The following is an 18,518-nucleotide window of genomic DNA, read 5'->3' as shown; positions in this document are numbered from 1 at the left end:
GAAAAAACAATCGATCAGCTACTGCCTTGGTCCGAAACTCTACCAGAGCATTGTTATGTGAAAACTGATAACTAGATTTTACTATAGTCCCCATCTTGGCCATAGGTGGGGACTATTTGACGCTTACGAAACAAATGCTGTATTACTTCATTAATTAATGTAATCCCTTGCTCACCTAGATGAATAGGGGCAATAATTTGAATATCCTCAAATGGAATGTTTTGATCAAGTGCATAGAACATTTCTGATTTAATAGTTTCTACAATATCAACCTTAGCTACGGGAACGTATTTTACATTATCGCTACTTTTGAGAAGTTTATCCGAAATCTCCTCGTTTCTTATACATGTAGCTAAGTCTTGAATTGTTGAATGAAGTTTTTGTCGAAAAACCGTTTTTAATTCTATAGTGGGAAAAGCATTAGATTCAATAATATCTTTAAATACATTGCCCGCACTAACAGGTGGAAGTTGCTCCTTATCCCCTACTAAAATCAAACGATCCCCCCTATGTACGCGTTCAAGAAATTGAGCCATCGTTGAAATATCCATCATCGACATTTCATCAATAATAAAAAGCCGGTCTGTTTCATTTTCCTCTGATTCATCGTTGTATACAAAGTGATGAATAGTTTTAGCAGTTATTTCAGTTATTTCTTTCATTCGTTTTGCCGCACTTCCAGTTGGTGCTAATAAATTCACTTTATCTAAGAAAGCATAGGGATTATCATAATAAAAATATTTATAATAGAGCATTAAAATTAACTTAATAATTGTACTTTTCCCCGTACCAGGCCCTCCTGTTATAATAAGTACGTTATTACACATTGATTCAAGAATAGCAAGCTGTTGTTCAAATGAAAGTTCGAAGGAGAGTATTTTAGATAAATCTATAATATGATCGACTAGCTTATTTTTCTCCTGATTTGTTAGTTTCTCCTTTCTAGCATGTAATAGTGTTAGTTTCTTCGCAATTTTTTGTTCGTAACCATAATATTTTGCTAAGAAAATACGCTCTTCCATTTGACGAATCTGTCCAATTTCTGAAGTGAAATTTTCTATCTTAAGAACATCAGTATTAGCAAGTTCAGTTAAATTTTCAATTATTAGCTCTGAAGAATAATAATAACCATCCTGACGATATAAAATATCAACTACCTTTTGTGTAATATAACCTTTAGTGGCAAAAGTACTTCCATCATGCTCATAAATTTCATGGAGTGCATATTCAATTGCCCCTTTAATACGTCTGTTATCAGTGCCATTTATATCAAGCTTATCTGCAATTTCATCTGACTTCTTAAAACCGATACCTTCTATTGAATTAGCGAGACAATATGGATTTTCAATAATTCTTTGGACAGAGGCATCCCCGTAAATCTTGAAAATCCTCTTAGCTTTATTTAGAGAAATATTCCATTCATGTAGCTTTGTAATTATACTTTGCATTTCTAAATTCTCAATAATAGTTTCTTGAATATTAGAAATTGTTTTTTCAGGAATACCTTTTACTGTTCGTAATATTTCCGGTGTATTAACAATCTGAATTAAACAATCTTCTCCTAAAGTTTCAACAATATACTCTGCTCGTTTTCTTTTAATACCTTTGAAAAGACCCGAGCTTAAAAATTCTATAACGTTAACTGTATCTATTGGAATACTCCGAATATATGTATCGCATTTAAAAGACTTACCATACTTCTTACTTAATTCAACGCATCCGAAGAATTTATATTCTGTATTCAATTTTTCTGGCGGTGTTGTATTCAAGATAACACGTATTTTTTCTTCTAAACCAGGAATGTTCGTCTCTTTAATAAATACATCACATACACAAAAGAGCGCCAATGGATTTTTAAAGTTAGTATAGATAACTTCTGTTACTATTCCAATAACATAATTAAGATTTCCCCCAGTACTTGGCATATTATTTCTCCTTATCTCAACACACAATGTTAAACTTACTAAGTTTCCTAATAACACACGTCATCTGCACTATATTATGAACTACGTTAAATCATAATTAAAAATTCAAACTAAAGATATTACTTTTATGAAAATTCGGTGCTTTTCATATACTTCATTTAGTACCCAGTATTCAACTGTTTTATAAAACTTCATGTGGTTATTTAGAAGATATAAAAAGGGGAAAGACAAGAAAACACTCTTCTATATTTACTAGGTTTTCGGGATACGATACCCCTTTTTAAAATAGCCCTAATAGCCGTTTTATGTTGCAATAGCACTTCTATATGCTTCTGGTTTGGAGGTGAATAGAATGTACCCATAGTTTTTTCTTATTCTAGATCGTCTAGTAACTTCCAATATGTTACTACTCTCTAATAAAGTTATACTATTTAATTAAATAGTCGGAAAAATAATAATACTTCTTCCATCTATCAATAATTGGTTTATGTAATTAATTCATTATCCTTCTTTTCGCTTAGCCCTAATCAAAGTACTTTTACTAATACCCGTAATTTCAGTTACCTCCTTATATGAATTGCCATTCTCTAATAAGCCTAAAGCATGCTCTATTTGTTTCTTACCATAAATTTTTGGTCTTCCTTCACGAAAGTCTGCTCTCTGTTTTGCGATAGCCTTCCCTTCTTGGGTTCGCTCTACAATCATGTCTCTTTCAAATTCAGCAAAACCGCTCATGATCGTAAATATTAATTTTCCAGTTGGTGTGTTCTCTATCAATCCCATATTTAAAATATGTACTTTGACTCCTTTATCAAATAATTCTCGAATGATTTGTATAGCATCTCCTGCTGATCTTGCAAATCGATCGAGTTTTGTCACTACAATCGTATCTCCTTCATTTACCTTAGAAAGTAATTTTTGAAACTCTGGCCTCTCTTTTTTTGTTCCTGTATATTTTTCAGAAAATATTTGTTCACAACCTTGCTCTTTAAGCGTCTTTTTTTGTGCTTCTAAATCTTGTCCGATAGTACTAACTCTGGCATAGCCATATTTCATTCTTCACAGCTCCAAACAGTCAATTTTCACAACTAATAATGATACTAAGTTATGACACCTATGTATATACTGATATTACAACATCAATAAATAAGTGTCAAAACTTGTGAGTTATGGAACTGTTAAAGTTAAGTCTTTATTTGGAAGGGATGATTCAGTTTTTCTAAACCTTTCTTTACACGGTTTAAGAAATCCTTCATAATATAGTTCTATTCATATAGTATCTATAACTCGTTGCGCCTTAGACTAGCGACGCGTTATGTCAACATAAAAGAGTATCTCGTGGAGCCATTTGACTATCCACGCGATACTCTTTTAATATGTCAATATTAACAAGCGTTCTAAGAAACATTCTATAATGGAACAAATAAAGGTGATCAAAAGAGCAGATTTCAATATGGATAAATAATGATTTTCTCATGGATACATAAGCAAAAGGCATTGTCCACGCTACCCCTAGAGGCTTTCCCTCCCATATCTCAACGGGTCTTTTACCCTCTCATTCCTTCGTCATGCCTATCCAAGGAGTGGAGGCAGGTTTTGCTGTGCAAACGGATCAGTGCCCTGCGCAGCAAAAGGACCTGTTATTTTTCGTCTTCCTTCTTCAATATAAGCTACAGTTTGTTGAATAAGAAAATTGTAATTTATATAACTTCAAATTCATAAAAAGCCGTTGAATACTTATCAAATAAAACTTCTTCTCTGACTTTTTTAAATCCCTGTTTTTTATAAAAACTGCACAATTTGGCTCTATCAGCAGCACAATCAAGTCTTAGAAACTTTTTATTATTACTTTTCGCTTGTAATTTTGCCCAAGTTACCATTTTTTGTGATAATCCTTTTTGCGCATGCTTCCTCCTTATAGCGAGTTTATGTAAATACAAAGAAAGTGTTTCATTAGACCAAAAAAGACTACCTTGTTCCTGAATAATTGTAGCTACCACCGATTCGTTATTAACATAAACAATAAAAAATTCTTTAAGATTATTGTTTATGTTAATAAATTTCAGTAGATAGCTAATTGTAGTTCCACATTTTCATATCATTATTATTTAACCATTCCGCAGCTTCTTTAAGTATTGAAGAAAATTCCTCAAGTTCATACTCAGAAATTGCCCTTATTGCTAATTCCATAATTTCTGTCCCAAAAAATATATCGTTTTTTATATTCCTCTTGTTCAAGTATTCTGGTACATTAATCTCCTGTGACCAAAGCTTTCACAGGTATTTCAATAGAAAATTATTCTGTATCAATAATAAACTGTTTTGTCCCCTTATCAACCATAAATTCCTCTTCATATATCATTTCTGCTGTTCCCTCACGTAATTTATCCTTATCTATATCAGCATTAGGATCTATTTCAAAAACCTTCACGTTATACAAAAGGTCATTTTCAATAACTACTTCCACTTTTTGCCCATCTGTAAGATATAAGAACTTATTAGCCTCAAACTCTTCTTGGTCGTCCCTCCAAATTGCTTGTTCCCCAATATATTGACGTTCTTCCAGTGGTCTAATTTCTAAAATGTACTCTTGCACAATATTATCTTGCACTGAAAACTCAACTTCCGAAACATATTCATCATACCTATTATCTGAATAACAAGAAATCAATAGTAAAAATAGTAACATACTACTATATTTCATAATTTCACATCCTTTTATTGTCTTTTCTAGATTTTATGATAACATAAAATTGAAATTGAAAATAGAAAAAAAAGGAGAATATGTTATGTTTAAACTTAAATTTCTAATTCCCACCCTTATCTTTATTTTGTTTCTAATTCCCACACAAACACTAGCAGAAGGAAATGAATTTATTGGAGAATTTGATTTACCAGAGCTTACAGATAAAGAATTAGAAGACCTGAAACAACTATTAGAAGAGACTAATGCTCCCGATTTTATTGATGCCCCCCCTACACCTCTGAATAAACATCAAACACAATCAACAGAATCTATATATTCAATTAGTTTGCTTGGAGAAGTTACTTCTATTCCTATTAATGAGAAAATGAATGATGAGTTTAATAACTTAACACCAAATATTGATCATAGTTTAATAGAGTATATAGAGCTCATGAACGATAATAGGGTACGAATCAATAACACTGTTCAGCAACCATATAACAGGATAGCCAGAATTCAAATCCTACGTCATGATAACAGAGGTTCAAGTTGCTCTGGTGTTTTTGTGTCACCTACTCATGTCCTTACAGCAGCACACTGTCTCTATGATTCTTACAATAATTTATTCCACCAAGGTTTTGCCGTTATGCCAGGGGAAAATGGTGGAGAGCACCCTTACGGGGGGTTCGGAGTCACAGATGGTTGGATTACCCAAGGTTATGCAAATACGAATCCAGAGGAACCAGGATATATACGACTAGGCGATGTCATTCATGATTTTGCTGTGTTAAAAATTCAAGGTTCCCACCCTTTCACATTAGGCGTACGTGCACCCACCACAGACGATAGATCTATTAATGCTGTTGGTTACCCAGGTAATAGAGCTGATAACTCCGGTCCTTATACACTTTGGTACATGTTTAGATCTCCTGGTAGAATAACAGACTTTGCGTTCGGTGCAATTATTCATACTTCTCATGTGACAGGAGGACAAAGTGGAGGTCCTGTACTAGTTGACAATCATGTTGTTTCTGTTAATTCTACAGGATCTTGGGCACCTCAATTTTCTACCTATCACCTCAATGTCATAAATCTCTGGTTAAGTCAATAATGTAAAATATCAAAAATTATATCTAGAGACTGTTGCATATGTGAACTCTATATGAAACAATCAAAAAAAAGCGACACAGTTAAATGTCGCTTTTTTCATTTCCAAAACACTATTATTCATCGTTTTTCTTAACCAATTCCTTACGGCGCTCACGTAATCGTTTAGCATAAGCAGGACTCGTTCGAAAGGCCATGGCTTCTCGTTCCGGAACATCGTATTCCTCACCGGTAGCCGGATTACACCCTTTCCATTTGATAGAAAGAGTATCTCATAGCTTTGGGATTAGTAGAATGTGTGCGTTATTTGACGCTTACTTTGTTGCACAGTATCCGTCTACTACGCAATACAAGAGTTAATCTGGCACACATTTAGAAAAACCATCTTATGATTTTATATCTTTTATCACCAGATCGATTTTTGCTGTATTCGGCACTGGGTATTCACCAAAAAAAGAAACCTTGAAAGGCTATAGCCAATCAAGGTTTTCAAATTCTATACTTCTTGCTTAACTAAGTCTAATAAAAAATCACCAAAGTCGTTAGCAATTATTTCATATGTTTGGCTCTCTAATTCAACTCCAGGCACAAAAGATACTACTTTTGGTTCTCCATTATCATCAAGGTGACTATAGTCTAAACAAAATATTTCGTCACTCCCAGTATCATATATAACTAGCAGATTATCAGGTAGATTAATTTCCCTTCGTTCTGTTAAAGTGTACCATATAGCGTCTGGAACTGATGAATTTTCAAAATCAGCATTAATAATTCCGTAAATTTCTTGTGCTCCGAAATTACCTGCTCCAAATGTCTTTAAATAATCAAAATATAAACCAGTAAACTTTAACCCTAATTTTTCTCCAGCCAAACTAATTAATTCATCTGTACGACCACCCACAAAGTCAGCAATCTCTTCTTCATTCAAAATAATTTCCTTTGCTTTTTGATAATTTTTTACACTCATGTCCATCCTCCTTTAACATTAAAAATCATTGGCTCTATTTTTCCAGTAATCAATTCGCCATTTATTAAACTCAGACCTATTTATACCTGAAGGTATAGGATTAGGATTGATGTGAATTACACAACTATTATCTTTATGAAACGTCTGTGTCACCTCTGCTATCGAACTTTCATTTCTTTGTGTCGTGTGATGAAGGTTTATAGACTTTCCATCTGGACCAAGTGGAGCTAATCCCTTCTGCATTCTTTCAAGGTTAGTTCCACCACGTGCGTCTTTCATATTTGGATTTATAATATCATCTCTTTGATAAACTATCACGTTTTTAAATTGGGTGGTTGTAACTGCTAGACTAAGTTGAACAGTTATTGCTTGATAAAAATGAACACTTTCTGCTAATTAACCTCCAATCAGTTAAAATCAAGAAGTATGAATATGACTGAGGTATTGGAGGAGTGGAAAGGTGTTGAAATTAGAAGTGATTGTACAAGTTCATCAATTGAAACGACAGAGTTTTAAAGTGGCAGCTATCGCAAGAAAATGCAATTTATCCAGAACAACCGTTTATGAATATCTTGAAAAAGATTTTGAGGAAGCTTATAGGTGGGTGGACGACATAAAAACAAGAAAAAGAAAACTTGACCCTTTTGAGGAGCAAATTTTAGGATGGCTAAAAGAGCATCCAGATTTATCTGCCTCACAGATTTCTGATTGGTTAGAGGAACGCTGCTCGTTCACTAATGTAGGTGATAGTACGGTTCGTACATATGTTAGGGAACTTCGGGAGAAATACCATATACCTAAAAGCATCACATTTAGAAGGTATGAAGCAATTGAAGAATTACCAAAAGGAAAACAAATGCAAGTCGATTTTGGAGAACTAAAGATTAAGACGTTTGAAGGGAAGTGGATAAAAATCTATGTGATTGCCTTTGTCCTTTCTCACTCACGTTATAAATATGCGGAGTGGCAAGAGCGGCCTTTTACTACTCGTGATGTGTTACGTTGCCATGAGAATGCATTTGAGTATTACGGAGGCAGAACTGAGGAGATTGTATACGACCAAGATAAGCTTATGACAGTAAGTGAAAATGGAGGCGACATTATATATACGGAAGGGTTTCAAACTTATAAGCAGCAAAGAGGGTTTTCGGTTTATTTGTGTAAAGCAGCCGATCCAGAAACGAAAGGTAAGATTGAAAATGTGGTGAAATTCATTAAAAGAAACTTTGCGAAAAATCGAGTGTATCATCAGCTAGAGACTTGGAATGAGCAATGTTTAGCTTGGCTTGATAGAAAAGGAAACTATCAAGTACATAACACAATAAAAAAGAGACCTGTCGAAGTGTTTGCCCTGGAAAAGCCACACTTACGAAAAGTCTCGTCCCTACTCTCTTTCGAGAGTAACCATGGAACAATTATAACAAGAACTGTCCATAAGGACAATATTATCAAATTTCAATCGAATCGTTATTCGTTACCACTTGGAACGTATAAACCACAGGGAGATAATACCGTCTATATTCAAATTGATAAGGAAGAATTGATTATCGAAAAGACCCCTGGAGGTAAACGATTAGCTCCCCATCTACTTTCAAGAGGAAAAGGGCAGTTGATAAAGAACTCGGATCATTCAAGAGATAAGTCAAAAGGTATACAAACATATATGGAAACGATAAAAACCTCGTTTGATGAACAGGATAAGATTCAACGATTTCTTGAAGAAGTTGAAAAGCGATATCCGAGATACATGCGAGATCAGTTACAGATTTTAAGCAGAGCAGTAAAGAACTTTGAACCCTTTATTGAATCTGCCTTAGAGATTTGTATGAAGCAGACCTTATGGAGTGCCAATGATTTTCATGATGTCGTTAGACATTTAGCGAGGATTCAAGATCAAGAGAGTACTATACCCTCAACTGATATTCCAACTGTAGAAATGTTCTCCACTTCCTACAAAGAAAAAGCATTGGTTAGAGAACTAGATGGTTATCTAAAGATTTTAGGAGGTGTGTAAGTTCGAATACTCAGTAGAAAGTTTACAAAGACAACTTCATCATTTAAGAATGTCCGAAACATCTAAGGAACTGCCTTCTTTTTTGCGGAAAGCAGAGTCACACTCATGGACCTATCAAGAGTTTCTTCGCGAATTACTTTCTTATGAAGAAAAGCGTCGAGAAGAAAAGATGATTGAAAAACACTTGAAATGGGCAAAGTTCCCTTATCAAAAAAGTCTTGATGAGTTTGATTTAACAGAATTGCCATCACTTAGTAAGAGACAATTAAGACAGCTCCAAGAGCTCTCTTGGCTTGATGAATCTTTTAATCTACTATTTTTAGGACCGCCAGGTGTTGGCAAAACGCATATAGCTATTGGGATTGGGTTAGAAGCTATTCACAAAGGGCACCGCGTGTCATTTGTGTCCATGGGAGAATTAATCCCACTATTAAAAAGTGAGGAGTATCTCCGTAAATCCCAATTAAAAATGAAGAGAATTAGAGAAGCTGATCTGATTATAATTGATGATCTTATGTATATGGCCATGGATCAAAATGAAGCGAATCTCTTTTTCCATCTCATTAATCATCTTTATGAACGAAGTTCTATTGTTCTTACATCAAATAAAGGCCCCGAAGAATGGGGAGAATTAATAGGAGACAAAGGAATAACAACGGCGATTTTAGATCGCCTTCTCCATCGCTCTGAAGTTGTTCACTTTGATGGATCTAGCCATAGAATTAAGTACCGAGAGTCGTTGTTTCAAGCGTAAAGTGTTCAAAATTAATGAGCAAAAAATGTTCAAAACTACTTGACGGTTACAGTGGTTTTATTCCAATAATTATAACCATTATATATACCCATATTCCCACCAGTCTCAACCTTACTAAACTGAGTCCTGTCACTTTCATCCAACTTCCGAAACATCTCTCGTGAATCGATCACATTATACGGCACCGAACTGGCTAGTACTGGGGGCATTCCTAATCTGCGAGATCGCTGATGGTGTCCATTCCTTTTTGTAACGTGTTCTGAACGGATGTGGCTGTCGATTGAATCGTTCCTAGCGTACCGGCTGGTGGTGTCGTTGTCGGTCGATTGGATGAATCCGTACGGTTTTTCTTGGCGGTATTGGCCATTTTGCTCGCTTGTCCTAACCGAAACATGCCTTTATCTCCGTATACTGAGATTAACACAAGTCCTGTTGCGTAGCCTCATCTCCGATAGGTAGCACACATAAAGAAACCTTGAAAGACATTAGCCAATCAAGGTTTCAAATAAATTATATCATATCTTAGGTATATCAATCTCTTTGCCTGGAGACTTACTAATTAAAACGTCAGGAAGGTCTGGGTTATTCTTTTTTAACTTATACTTTTGAATTTTTGTTAATTCAGGGTCAAAGGAAATGTCTTGTGATTTAAAGTCTAAGCTTAATAGTTTATTATAAATCTTTCTCAAAAAAACTTTCCATTCCTCTAATGAAGAACTTAAAATTTCATCTGAACTCTCTAACAAACGATAGCCATCTGCATAATGAAACATTAGTAAACCAGTCCCTAAATCACAAGCCTCATTATCTAAGATAACTGTCGGTACTTCAAACACACTATTCCAATTATAATTGGCAGCAAAGTAATGGAGTATTAGTGGATTATCTACTTTTTTTAACTTGCTGATTAAAAAATTTTTATCTGTATTATAAAGCAACCCTAGCAGATAAGTAATTTCTGAGTTAACCATCAACTAAATCAATTCTCCATACCTTTAAGATTTCTCTTACTCGTAATTTGTAGCAGCAATAAAATCAAAAGCACCTGTTGAACTAATTTCATTTTTATATTCAAAATTATATATTAAAATTACTGCATTATATGATTTCTTTAGGTTTATACTTCTCTGGATTTTTGGGATGACAATTTCTTCATACGAACACCCATCTAATAATGCTGAAATATCACTACTACTATTCTTATAGACCGCTTTTTCTATAGTATCCTCATCTGTTTCATCCATATCAATATTAAAATCGATAAAGAATTGGGAAGGGACAGACTCACCATCCTCATCATACGTTAAATCAACATACTCTCCTATTGAATCCTCATCGTTAATATTCCCTAACCAAATTGAAACCCATCCTTGTTTTTCCATTATAGTATCCTCCTACTTTAATCTTAGATCTTGTGGTAAAGACGAAACACCACCCTCTAATCTATAATTAGCCCAATTATTAAGTCGTCTAACAAATGTATTATAGTCGCTAGAAGTATCTATTATTGCTAACAATTCATTATGTGCTTTAGTTGAGCCTAATCCTCCATGAACACCGTTTGGATTGACAAATTTGACATCGGATATAGCTGTTCTTAAATCTTTAATCTCGTCAGCTCCAATATTCCAATACTTAAATTGCGGAGCCCTTGAAACTAAGTGCCACTCATGTAAACCTCCAGGTTCTCTAAGTTGACGCTCAATTTTCTTTCTAATCTTTTTATCTTTCCAAAGTTCGTCTAGTTCACTCCTTGTAAGGGAATTGAAGAATTTATTAAAATCCCCACTCTTTGCAGTGGGTATATCATCAACAGTTAATTTAGTTATATCTTTAGCATTATCTATACCCTTATTCCCACCAGTCTCAACCCTACTATACTGAGCCCTATCACTTTCATCCAACTTCCGAACCATCGCTTGTGTATCATACACATTAAACGGCACTGAACTGGCTACCACTGGAGGCATTCCTAATCTCGCTGCGAGATCACTGATTCTGTCCATCCCTCTTTGTAACTTATTCTGAACAGTTGTAGCTGTCGATTGAATCGTTCCTAGTGTCGTGCCAAGCGTTCCGGCTGGTGGGGTCGCTGTCGGTCGATTGGAGGAATCCGTCCGGTTGTTCTTGGCGGTATTCGCCATTTTGCCCGCTTGGCCTAATCGAGAAAGGCCTTTATCTCCGTATACTGAGATTAACACAAGTCCTGTTGCGTAGCCTAGCCATTCTCCTCGCGATTGACTTGTCCCATCGATGACATCTTCTGTGAACGAATCACGTAACATTTGCCCCATTTCTATGATAATCCCTGGTTCCTTGATCACTTCCCCTGCAAAGGCGATTTGGTCTTTAACGGTACCAACAGGATCTTTCGCAAATTCCCACAAACCCTTCCCTGTGTCTATACCTGATCTCCCGGCACCAATGGCAACTCCTCCAAAATAATCAACAAGAGGCTTATAATAAAAATATTTTTGGATGAGCTCTGTTTCGACCACCGCCATATTTTGTTCCATACGATGAATACGACTGTTAATCATCGGAATGTTCCAACCTTTGATCGTATCCAGAATCGCACTTCCTTGATCGACCGAATGAGTAGCCGTTTTCAGCCACCATTTCTCATGCGTGCCATGTGCTTTGCTGAGCGGGAATCCATTCGGCTTCCCTTGAAAACCAGTCCATTCAGTCACATTCCCTGTCCCTATAACACCGAGCTGCACAAGTGAATCATTGTGTGGACTTCGTCGGAAGTGTGCCACGACACTTCGTAACGGCATTCGTGCTAGGACACGTTCTACGATGACTTTGATCAAATCTCTTTTCGTCGTCTGTGCATATTTCTGGAGCCCTAGGGAGCTGAGTGATGCTTTCGCTTCATTCGTATGTAAACCCGGCCGACTGATCTGACCACTTTCCGCTTTTTGAATGGAAAGAAGGGCTTTGAGAACAGTCGATTCCTTTGCTTCTGTTACTAGTGGTTGAATGGTAGAAAGACTTGTCTGAAACCCTTCTGCTCTTGTGGTACTCGTCTGATTCCCAATAGCTGACATCAACCGTTCGATTTCCGCTATTGATTGTGAAATCAACCCTTGGTCCTTCCTCCCGGTTTTCGTGAACGTCTCTGCTTGTCTTGTCAGATTCGATGTCACCTTCAGGACGTCAGCGTGGTCCTCCTGCACGCGGGAGGTAGAAGGCGATGTCGCACTTGTTAGATCTGATACACTACGAATCGTTTGATCGATTTGCTTCATGATCCGCTCAAGCTCTTGATAGGCTTGTTCGATCTCAGTCTCTTTTTCTTTCACATAAGAACTCTCAACAATCGCTCGCTCACTTCTATCGACGTTCATATGGAATTCGTGAATATGCTTCTGAAGGCTCTTCTCTAATTGGATAAAAAGGCCTTCAAATGACCGAAGAAGCGTCCCATGTACATCACCAAAATAGACCTTAGCCGCATCCGCAGCTTCTCCCTTAAAGCTAGGCATTCGACAGATTTCTTTAATATTTGCTCTCACATCTCGGAGCCCTTGCCGAAGCTCTCGTAACTGCTGAGATTGTTCTTCCTTAAAGGAATGAACCTCGGCCATGTTCACTTTCTCATTCGCCATCTATTCTTCCCCTCCATTACAATTATTCCATTATAATACAGGAAATAGATGGTGTATATAGGATATCGCTCACATTTTAACGCACCTCATTTTAATGTATTTATCCAAAACTGAAAAAAATGCTGCGCAGTATTTAGTCTACTACGTAATATAAGTTATTAATCAAACAGGCCAAATTTTTACTAAAATGAATATCATTTTTTATGAACTTTATTATGTTTTAAACGACTTTATTATAAAATAAACATCTTTATTATCTCATTACATCAATTGCTGTTGGCTGTTTGTTTTTATTCCTTTTAAACGAGTTGGACGACCCTTTGAAGTATATCTTGAATCTTTAACCAAGTATAATCTATCTCAATATCGGTCCTTGATCTTGATTAATCCACTGTTCGGTCACAGATGTTCTTTTTTCTTACGACATAAAAACACCCCTTTAGATAACATATCTAAAGGGAAAAAACGGTGATGCTTTGAAAACAATTCACCTTATTTTAAACACACATTTATATTATAAATCATCTATAACAACAGTTTCCTCACTATGATTTATTTCTTTCGTCACATAATACCTTGCTCTGGCATAATTTAAAATTTTATTTATTTCCTTATCATAAAAAACAATATCTTTCCTAGTTTTTGCTGACAACAAACCCTTTTTTAATCTTATTACTTCATCCAATTCTTTATCGGTTAACACTTCGAATAGTCTCATTCGGTGCTCATCCCTTCGTAAATCTTTTTTCAATTGTATCACAGCTATCTTTCGGATTTTCAGGGAAGCATTCTTAAAACATTATTTCTTTTGCTATTTACTCTAAACAGTGATACATATTATACCATAATGCACATATTCATTTATATTCATTATATTTCATAAAAATACATTGTGATTTTAATCAATCTATACCAACTTTTCTTCTGAAATACTAGTTTTTTATCTACTTAACTCATGAGATTTTTTAACATTTTTGATGAAAATAATATGAGATTTATTGAGTTTATTTATAGGTTGAAGTCTAAGTTTAATGGCCTTAGATTATTTTCCCTTATCCCTTGTTACGTATGTATTTAAACAAGTTCTTAAATTGTGATGCTATATCACACGTTCTCTTCACAAGAACTAGTAATTTAAGACTGTGATAAGAATATGTGATAAGGAAAGACGGTTGTAACAATTAAGTTGCTCGATTCTAGTAATACATTTTGAATATAATTTATCTATTTTATACAATAAAAATTGTAGAATTATTTTAAACGCACAAAGATATTCCCATTTATAATCTGTAAAGTTTCAACTTTTTCTTCACTCACTGTGCTTCCTTCCGATTAAATCATTATCACTTTAAAAATAACAAAATTGAATTTAATCAGACACAAAAGCTTTCGATGCACCTTAATATATACTTCATTATATATTTCTATATATAAGATGTTATAAAATGCACTAAGATAACCTTTTTTGCTAGAAGGATGTCGTCATAACCGTCATTGTCGTCATATCATCAATTTAATCAAAATCTACAAAAACAATTAAATTAATACTTGACTTCTCTATTTCGAATAATTATTATGAAATTAATCATTGGTGGAAGTGCTAGTGGTTAACAGTTTTATTTATTTCAACAACCTATTAAAATTTAATTTTCAAAAGGGAGTCCCCCTGAGTGAAAAGGCTAATAAATTAGTCTTATTCGTTCAGGGGGTTTTTTGTCGTAAAGGAGGTGTGACAATAATGAAAAAAAATCAGCGCAATCAAGATTTACGAGATCAAATTAAGTCATCAAATTTGTATTTATGGCAAATAGCCGAACAATTGAACATTCACGAAAATACTCTGTACAGATTATTAAGATATGAATTATCTAATCAGCAAAAAACTCAAATATCTAGTGCGATCAAACAATTAAAAAGCAAACAATAGAATGTTTTCTCATTGAAAGGAGGTGATTTAATGAATTTGTCAGTACTTGCAGCACTTCAATTACATCAATACGGGTTGACTCCTATACCATTAATTGAAAAAAGACCAATATTGAAAGGCTGGTCAACCCGTTTTATAGAAAGACCTTTACAGTCAGATGAGATTATTAATGGGATTAAAAATCCGGATGGAAGGAATATTCTTTACAATAATAAAAATATAGGAATTGTGACTGGTTCAGTTTCTAACTGTATTGTTCTAGATTTTGATGATCTAACTTCTCACACAAAACTAGAAAAATTGGGGCAACTACCGGTAACATGGACAGTTCGCTCAAATAGGGGCTTACATCTTTACTTTAACTATACAAGTGAAATTCCATCTATGAAACTGTGGGATAGTATTGATATCTTATCCGATAAAAAACAAGTGGTAGCTCCACCTTCTCTACACCCAATTGGTAAAAAATATGTTTGGGTAGTTTCTCCCAAACAAGTTGAGAAAGCTGAGCTACCGAAATGGTTAGTGGAATACTTATTAGAAAACACTAACAACCAATTCAAAAAAACTTCAACGTCTATATTGTATAACAACAAGCAAAATTTTGAAAGGAAAGATATACAAGATTTAATTGAACAAATTGATTGGATTGAATTCTATTCCGATATTACGTCTAACATTAAAGGGCAGGGATTATGGCTTAGTTCTAAATGTCCTTTTCATGATGATCATCATAACTCATTTAGCTTTAATACTAGGAATGGAGCATGGTCATGCTTTTCAGGCTGCGGTTCAGGTAATGCTATTAAAATGCTTAAACAAATTTATCAGATAGCAACACGTGAAGCTATCAAACTAATTAAAGGAGAAAATATATATGTTTAATAATACTAAAAAAAATACGCTAGGAGAGGTAAAGAAATTAAATGAATTACCTCAAGAGGAAATGATTAAAGTACAAGTAGAGCAAGGTGACATAACAACAACCCAGGCATTAATTGAAATTGCAAATGCAAATGCAAGTTTCTTCATAACAGATAATAAAGAGGTGTATGCAACTGTAGAAGTCAACAAGATTAAGAATCATTACCCAGTAAATAGTCAGGACTTCAAAATGTTTTTAAGAAAAATCTACTATAAAATCTTTAAAAAGACATTGAACCTTTCAGTTATCACAGAAACAATTGAAACTATTATTGCTTTGGAAGGAGACAATACAATGAATAAAATTGATACATTTATTAGAGTAGGTGGAAAAGATCAAAAAGTTTATTTAGATCTATGCACAGATAATCGAGAAATAGTTGAAATTAATACCAATGGTTGGAACATAATAAAAGACTCACCTGTGAAATTTAAACGTACATCGACAATGCAATCACTACCAATACCTGAAAAAGGTGGTTCTATTAAAGAATTAGACAAATTTATTAATACTAACGACGAGAACAAAATGTTAATTTATTCTTTCTTATTGGGTTGCTTAGTACCAACTGGCCCCTATCCAATTTTAATTGTACAAGGACCACAAGGATCTGGAAAAAGTTTCTTTTCGAGAATAATTAAAAGTTTAGTTGATCCTTCCTTTGCACCTATTCGATCCATACCAAAAAATGAAGAAAACCTTATCATAAGTGCTCAAAAAAATAGACTATTAGCATTTGACAACTTGTCTGGATTATCAAATGCTATGTCTGATGCTCTATGCAAAATGGCAACAGGAAGTGGGTTTGCAACTAGAAAATTTTACGAAAATAACGAAGAAATCGTTTTTTCTGCTCACCGTCCTTTAGTTCTTAATGGTATTGATTTTATTGCTAGACGTGCAGATTTAGCGGATCGTGCGATCATAATAAATTTGAATCCTATAAATAAGATCGATAGAAAAACTGAGGAAGAAATATTAAGTGAATTAAACCATGTAAAACCAAGAATACTAGGTTCTCTCTTAGATGCTTTAAGTGTTGCATTAAAAGAGTACAACAATGTAAAACTTGACTCCGCTCCAAGAATGGCTGATTTCGCAAAATGGGCAACTGCTGCCGAAAGTGGACTTGGATTTGAAAAAGGAAGTTTTATTCAAGCATTTGAAAACAATCAATTAGAATCAGCTAAAGAAGCTGTTGAACATGATTTGTTTATTTCAACGATAATAGAGTGCTTAGAAAAAGAAAGAAAGATCTCAGGAAATGCTACCACGATATTATCAAAATTAGAGACATACCTTCCTGTCGAATCAAAAAAGTCAGATGAATGGGTTAAATCACCTAACCAGTTAAAAAACACTATTCATCGAGTCCTACCTATTTTGGAATCTAACAATATCAATTACAGCTTTGAAAGGAATAGTAATGTTAGAATTCATACTCTAGAGTTGCTTTAACACATACCTACTTATGACGACTGTGACAGCAATGACGACTCAGATGACGCGACAAATAAAAGATCTCTTTTACAATTTGCTAGAAAAATTATTAGGAGGTACAATTCATGCTTCAACAACTAAAGGTAAACTTAGACATCCCTATTCCGCACGATAAAGTACTGATTTCAAAAGTTGAGTTAATCGAACTAAGAAAACATCAATTAAACGGTTTTTATTGGTCAATGAAAGACCTAGAGAAAAGAGTCAACAGAAAACATGAATGGATTAAAGAACATATTCTATTCCCTTCTAAATTCAGAAAACAGTTGGATGCTGATTACGGTGGATTTGTTTATTATCCAAAATCTAAAGGACAAACATGGTCATTTCATGCTTTAAAAATGACTGACTTTTTAGATAAAAATTTCAATCGTATCTTCTCTGAGTAAATTTTTATAACTATACACAACTTTATAAACTAGGTAAGATAAGGGTGACCTATCGGCCACCCTTATCTGCTTGATAGAGGTGAAATTCTTGGCTAGTATTCAAAAAAGAGGAAAAACGTATCAATACACTATTAGTAACGTGGTAAATGGTAAATCGAAACCTATTAGGAAAGGAGGATTTAGAACAAAACAGGAAGCTAAGATCGCTGCAGCTGAAATGGAGACTCAATTAAATAAAGGGTTAACACCTTATTTAAAAACATCTCCTATCGATCAATATTTTGATAACTGGGTAGAACTATATAAAAGTCACCTTAGTTTAGCCACTTTAAAGCATTATCATTATACTTCAGCACGTATAACAGAATATTTCGGTAGCAAACCACTACAAGAAATAACTAAACATAATTATCAGGAATTTTTAAATCAACTTGGAGTAAATAAATCAAAAGAAACTGTAGAAAAAGTGAATGGTCATATTAGAGCGTGTGTTCAAGATGCCGTTGATGATCAAATTATACCACGAAATTTCACTAGAAACGCTAAATTAATATATACTGTACCTGCTAAGAAAAAGAATGAGTGGATCTATGTCAAGATTCCGGACACCAAAAGATTAAGTTTTTTCTGCACAACAACCATTCATGGAGTGTTCCACATCCCAATCAGATTGTCAAAGTGAAAAGAGCCTTTGACAACCTGATTGGGAC

Annotated in this window: 19 protein-coding genes; 8 read left to right on the top strand and 11 right to left on the bottom strand. The window is 34.5% G+C overall.

Annotation, left to right across the window (positions count from 1 at the left end; all coding sequences use genetic code 11):
• Nucleotides 1-71: 71 nt before the first annotated feature.
• The 4 genes from MW695_RS21705 to MW695_RS21690 form a co-directional block, all read right to left on the bottom strand.
• Nucleotides 72-1,925, bottom strand: coding sequence for an AAA family ATPase (locus MW695_RS21705; protein WP_247107556.1), 1,854 nt, complete (start codon nt 1,923-1,925; stop codon nt 72-74).
• Between the two features lie 501 nt (nt 1,926-2,426).
• The gene (locus MW695_RS21700) at nt 2,427-2,981 is read right to left on the bottom strand and encodes a recombinase family protein (protein WP_247107555.1); all 555 of its coding nucleotides are present in this window, start codon (nt 2,979-2,981) and stop codon (nt 2,427-2,429) included.
• A 644-nt stretch (nt 2,982-3,625) separates the two neighbouring features.
• Entirely contained in the window at nt 3,626-3,949 is a 324-nt protein-coding gene (locus MW695_RS21695) for a GNAT family N-acetyltransferase (protein ID WP_368859688.1), read from the bottom strand.
• A 272-nt stretch (nt 3,950-4,221) separates the two neighbouring features.
• A complete protein-coding gene (locus MW695_RS21690; RefSeq protein ID WP_247107553.1) occupies nt 4,222-4,629 on the bottom strand; it encodes a hypothetical protein in 408 nt (135 codons plus the stop codon).
• 85 nt (nt 4,630-4,714) lie between these two features.
• Here MW695_RS21690 and MW695_RS21685 point away from each other — a divergent pair, with 85 nt between their 5' ends.
• On the top strand, nt 4,715-5,722 hold the full coding sequence (locus MW695_RS21685) for a trypsin-like serine peptidase (protein WP_247107552.1): 1,008 nt from the start codon (nt 4,715-4,717) through the stop codon (nt 5,720-5,722).
• A 492-nt stretch (nt 5,723-6,214) separates the two neighbouring features.
• On the opposite strand, the gene MW695_RS21680 is transcribed toward MW695_RS21685, so the two are convergent.
• Both MW695_RS21680 and MW695_RS21675 read right to left on the bottom strand, forming a co-directional pair.
• Nucleotides 6,215-6,685, bottom strand: coding sequence for an SMI1/KNR4 family protein (locus tag MW695_RS21680; RefSeq protein ID WP_247107551.1), 471 nt, complete (start codon nt 6,683-6,685; stop codon nt 6,215-6,217).
• A gap of 18 nt (nt 6,686-6,703) precedes the next feature.
• Nucleotides 6,704-7,003, bottom strand: coding sequence for an HNH/ENDO VII family nuclease (locus MW695_RS21675; RefSeq protein ID WP_247107550.1), 300 nt, complete (start codon nt 7,001-7,003; stop codon nt 6,704-6,706).
• 142 nt (nt 7,004-7,145) lie between these two features.
• Between MW695_RS21675 and istA the strand changes: the two genes are divergently transcribed.
• Both istA and istB read left to right on the top strand, forming a co-directional pair.
• The gene (gene istA / locus MW695_RS21670) at nt 7,146-8,699 is read left to right on the top strand and encodes an IS21 family transposase (RefSeq protein ID WP_247107549.1); all 1,554 of its coding nucleotides are present in this window, start codon (nt 7,146-7,148) and stop codon (nt 8,697-8,699) included.
• Nucleotides 8,692-9,453 carry an IS21-like element helper ATPase IstB gene (gene istB, locus MW695_RS21665; protein WP_308446109.1) on the top strand — a complete coding sequence of 254 codons (762 nt, stop codon included), beginning with the start codon at nt 8,692-8,694 and terminating at the stop codon, nt 9,451-9,453. The genes istA and istB overlap by 8 nt, the downstream gene beginning before the upstream one ends.
• 211 nt (nt 9,454-9,664) lie before the next feature.
• Here istB and MW695_RS21660 read toward each other — a convergent pair whose 3' ends face one another.
• The 5 genes from MW695_RS21660 to MW695_RS21640 form a co-directional block, all read right to left on the bottom strand.
• Nucleotides 9,665-9,847, bottom strand: a complete 183-nt coding sequence (locus tag MW695_RS21660; protein WP_247107547.1) for a hypothetical protein — start codon at nt 9,845-9,847, stop codon at nt 9,665-9,667.
• Nucleotides 9,848-9,968: 121 nt separating this feature from the next.
• Nucleotides 9,969-10,424: a DUF4274 domain-containing protein gene (locus tag MW695_RS21655; RefSeq protein WP_247107546.1), complete on the bottom strand. Its 456-nt coding sequence runs from the start codon at nt 10,422-10,424 to the stop codon at nt 9,969-9,971.
• A gap of 36 nt (nt 10,425-10,460) precedes the next feature.
• A complete protein-coding gene (locus MW695_RS21650; protein WP_247107545.1) occupies nt 10,461-10,835 on the bottom strand; it encodes an immunity 22 family protein in 375 nt (124 codons plus the stop codon).
• Between the two features lie 12 nt (nt 10,836-10,847).
• Complete coding sequence (locus MW695_RS21645; protein WP_247107544.1) at nt 10,848-13,067, bottom strand: T7SS effector LXG polymorphic toxin; 2,220 nt, start codon at nt 13,065-13,067, stop codon at nt 10,848-10,850.
• Nucleotides 13,068-13,581: 514 nt separating this feature from the next.
• Nucleotides 13,582-13,785: a hypothetical protein gene (locus MW695_RS21640; protein ID WP_247107543.1), complete on the bottom strand. Its 204-nt coding sequence runs from the start codon at nt 13,783-13,785 to the stop codon at nt 13,582-13,584.
• 1,020 nt (nt 13,786-14,805) lie between these two features.
• On the opposite strand from MW695_RS21640, the gene MW695_RS21635 reads away from it, so the two are divergent.
• The 5 genes from MW695_RS21635 to MW695_RS21615 all read left to right on the top strand — a co-directional run bounded on the left by MW695_RS21635 (nt 14,806) and on the right by MW695_RS21615 (nt 18,490).
• A complete protein-coding gene (locus tag MW695_RS21635; RefSeq protein WP_247107542.1) occupies nt 14,806-14,994 on the top strand; it encodes a hypothetical protein in 189 nt (62 codons plus the stop codon).
• Between the two features lie 30 nt (nt 14,995-15,024).
• Nucleotides 15,025-15,879, top strand: coding sequence for a bifunctional DNA primase/polymerase (locus tag MW695_RS21630; RefSeq protein WP_247107541.1), 855 nt, complete (start codon nt 15,025-15,027; stop codon nt 15,877-15,879).
• Complete coding sequence (locus MW695_RS21625; RefSeq protein ID WP_247107540.1) at nt 15,872-17,377, top strand: hypothetical protein; 1,506 nt, start codon at nt 15,872-15,874, stop codon at nt 17,375-17,377. Before MW695_RS21630 ends, MW695_RS21625 begins: the two co-directional genes overlap by 8 nt.
• 107 nt (nt 17,378-17,484) lie before the next feature.
• On the top strand, nt 17,485-17,808 hold the full coding sequence (locus tag MW695_RS21620; RefSeq protein WP_247107539.1) for a DUF771 domain-containing protein: 324 nt from the start codon (nt 17,485-17,487) through the stop codon (nt 17,806-17,808).
• A gap of 88 nt (nt 17,809-17,896) precedes the next feature.
• Nucleotides 17,897-18,490 carry an Arm DNA-binding domain-containing protein gene (locus MW695_RS21615; protein ID WP_247107538.1) on the top strand — a complete coding sequence of 198 codons (594 nt, stop codon included), beginning with the start codon at nt 17,897-17,899 and terminating at the stop codon, nt 18,488-18,490.
• Nucleotides 18,491-18,518: the final 28 nt, after the last annotated feature.

The sequence above is a fragment of the Halalkalibacter sp. APA_J-10(15) genome, from assembly GCF_023017105.1.
Classification (GTDB): Bacteria; Bacillota; Bacilli; order Bacillales; family Bacillaceae_D; genus Halalkalibacter.
Note: the sequence above shows the minus strand (reverse complement) of the source record. Positions and strands in the feature narration are given on the sequence as shown.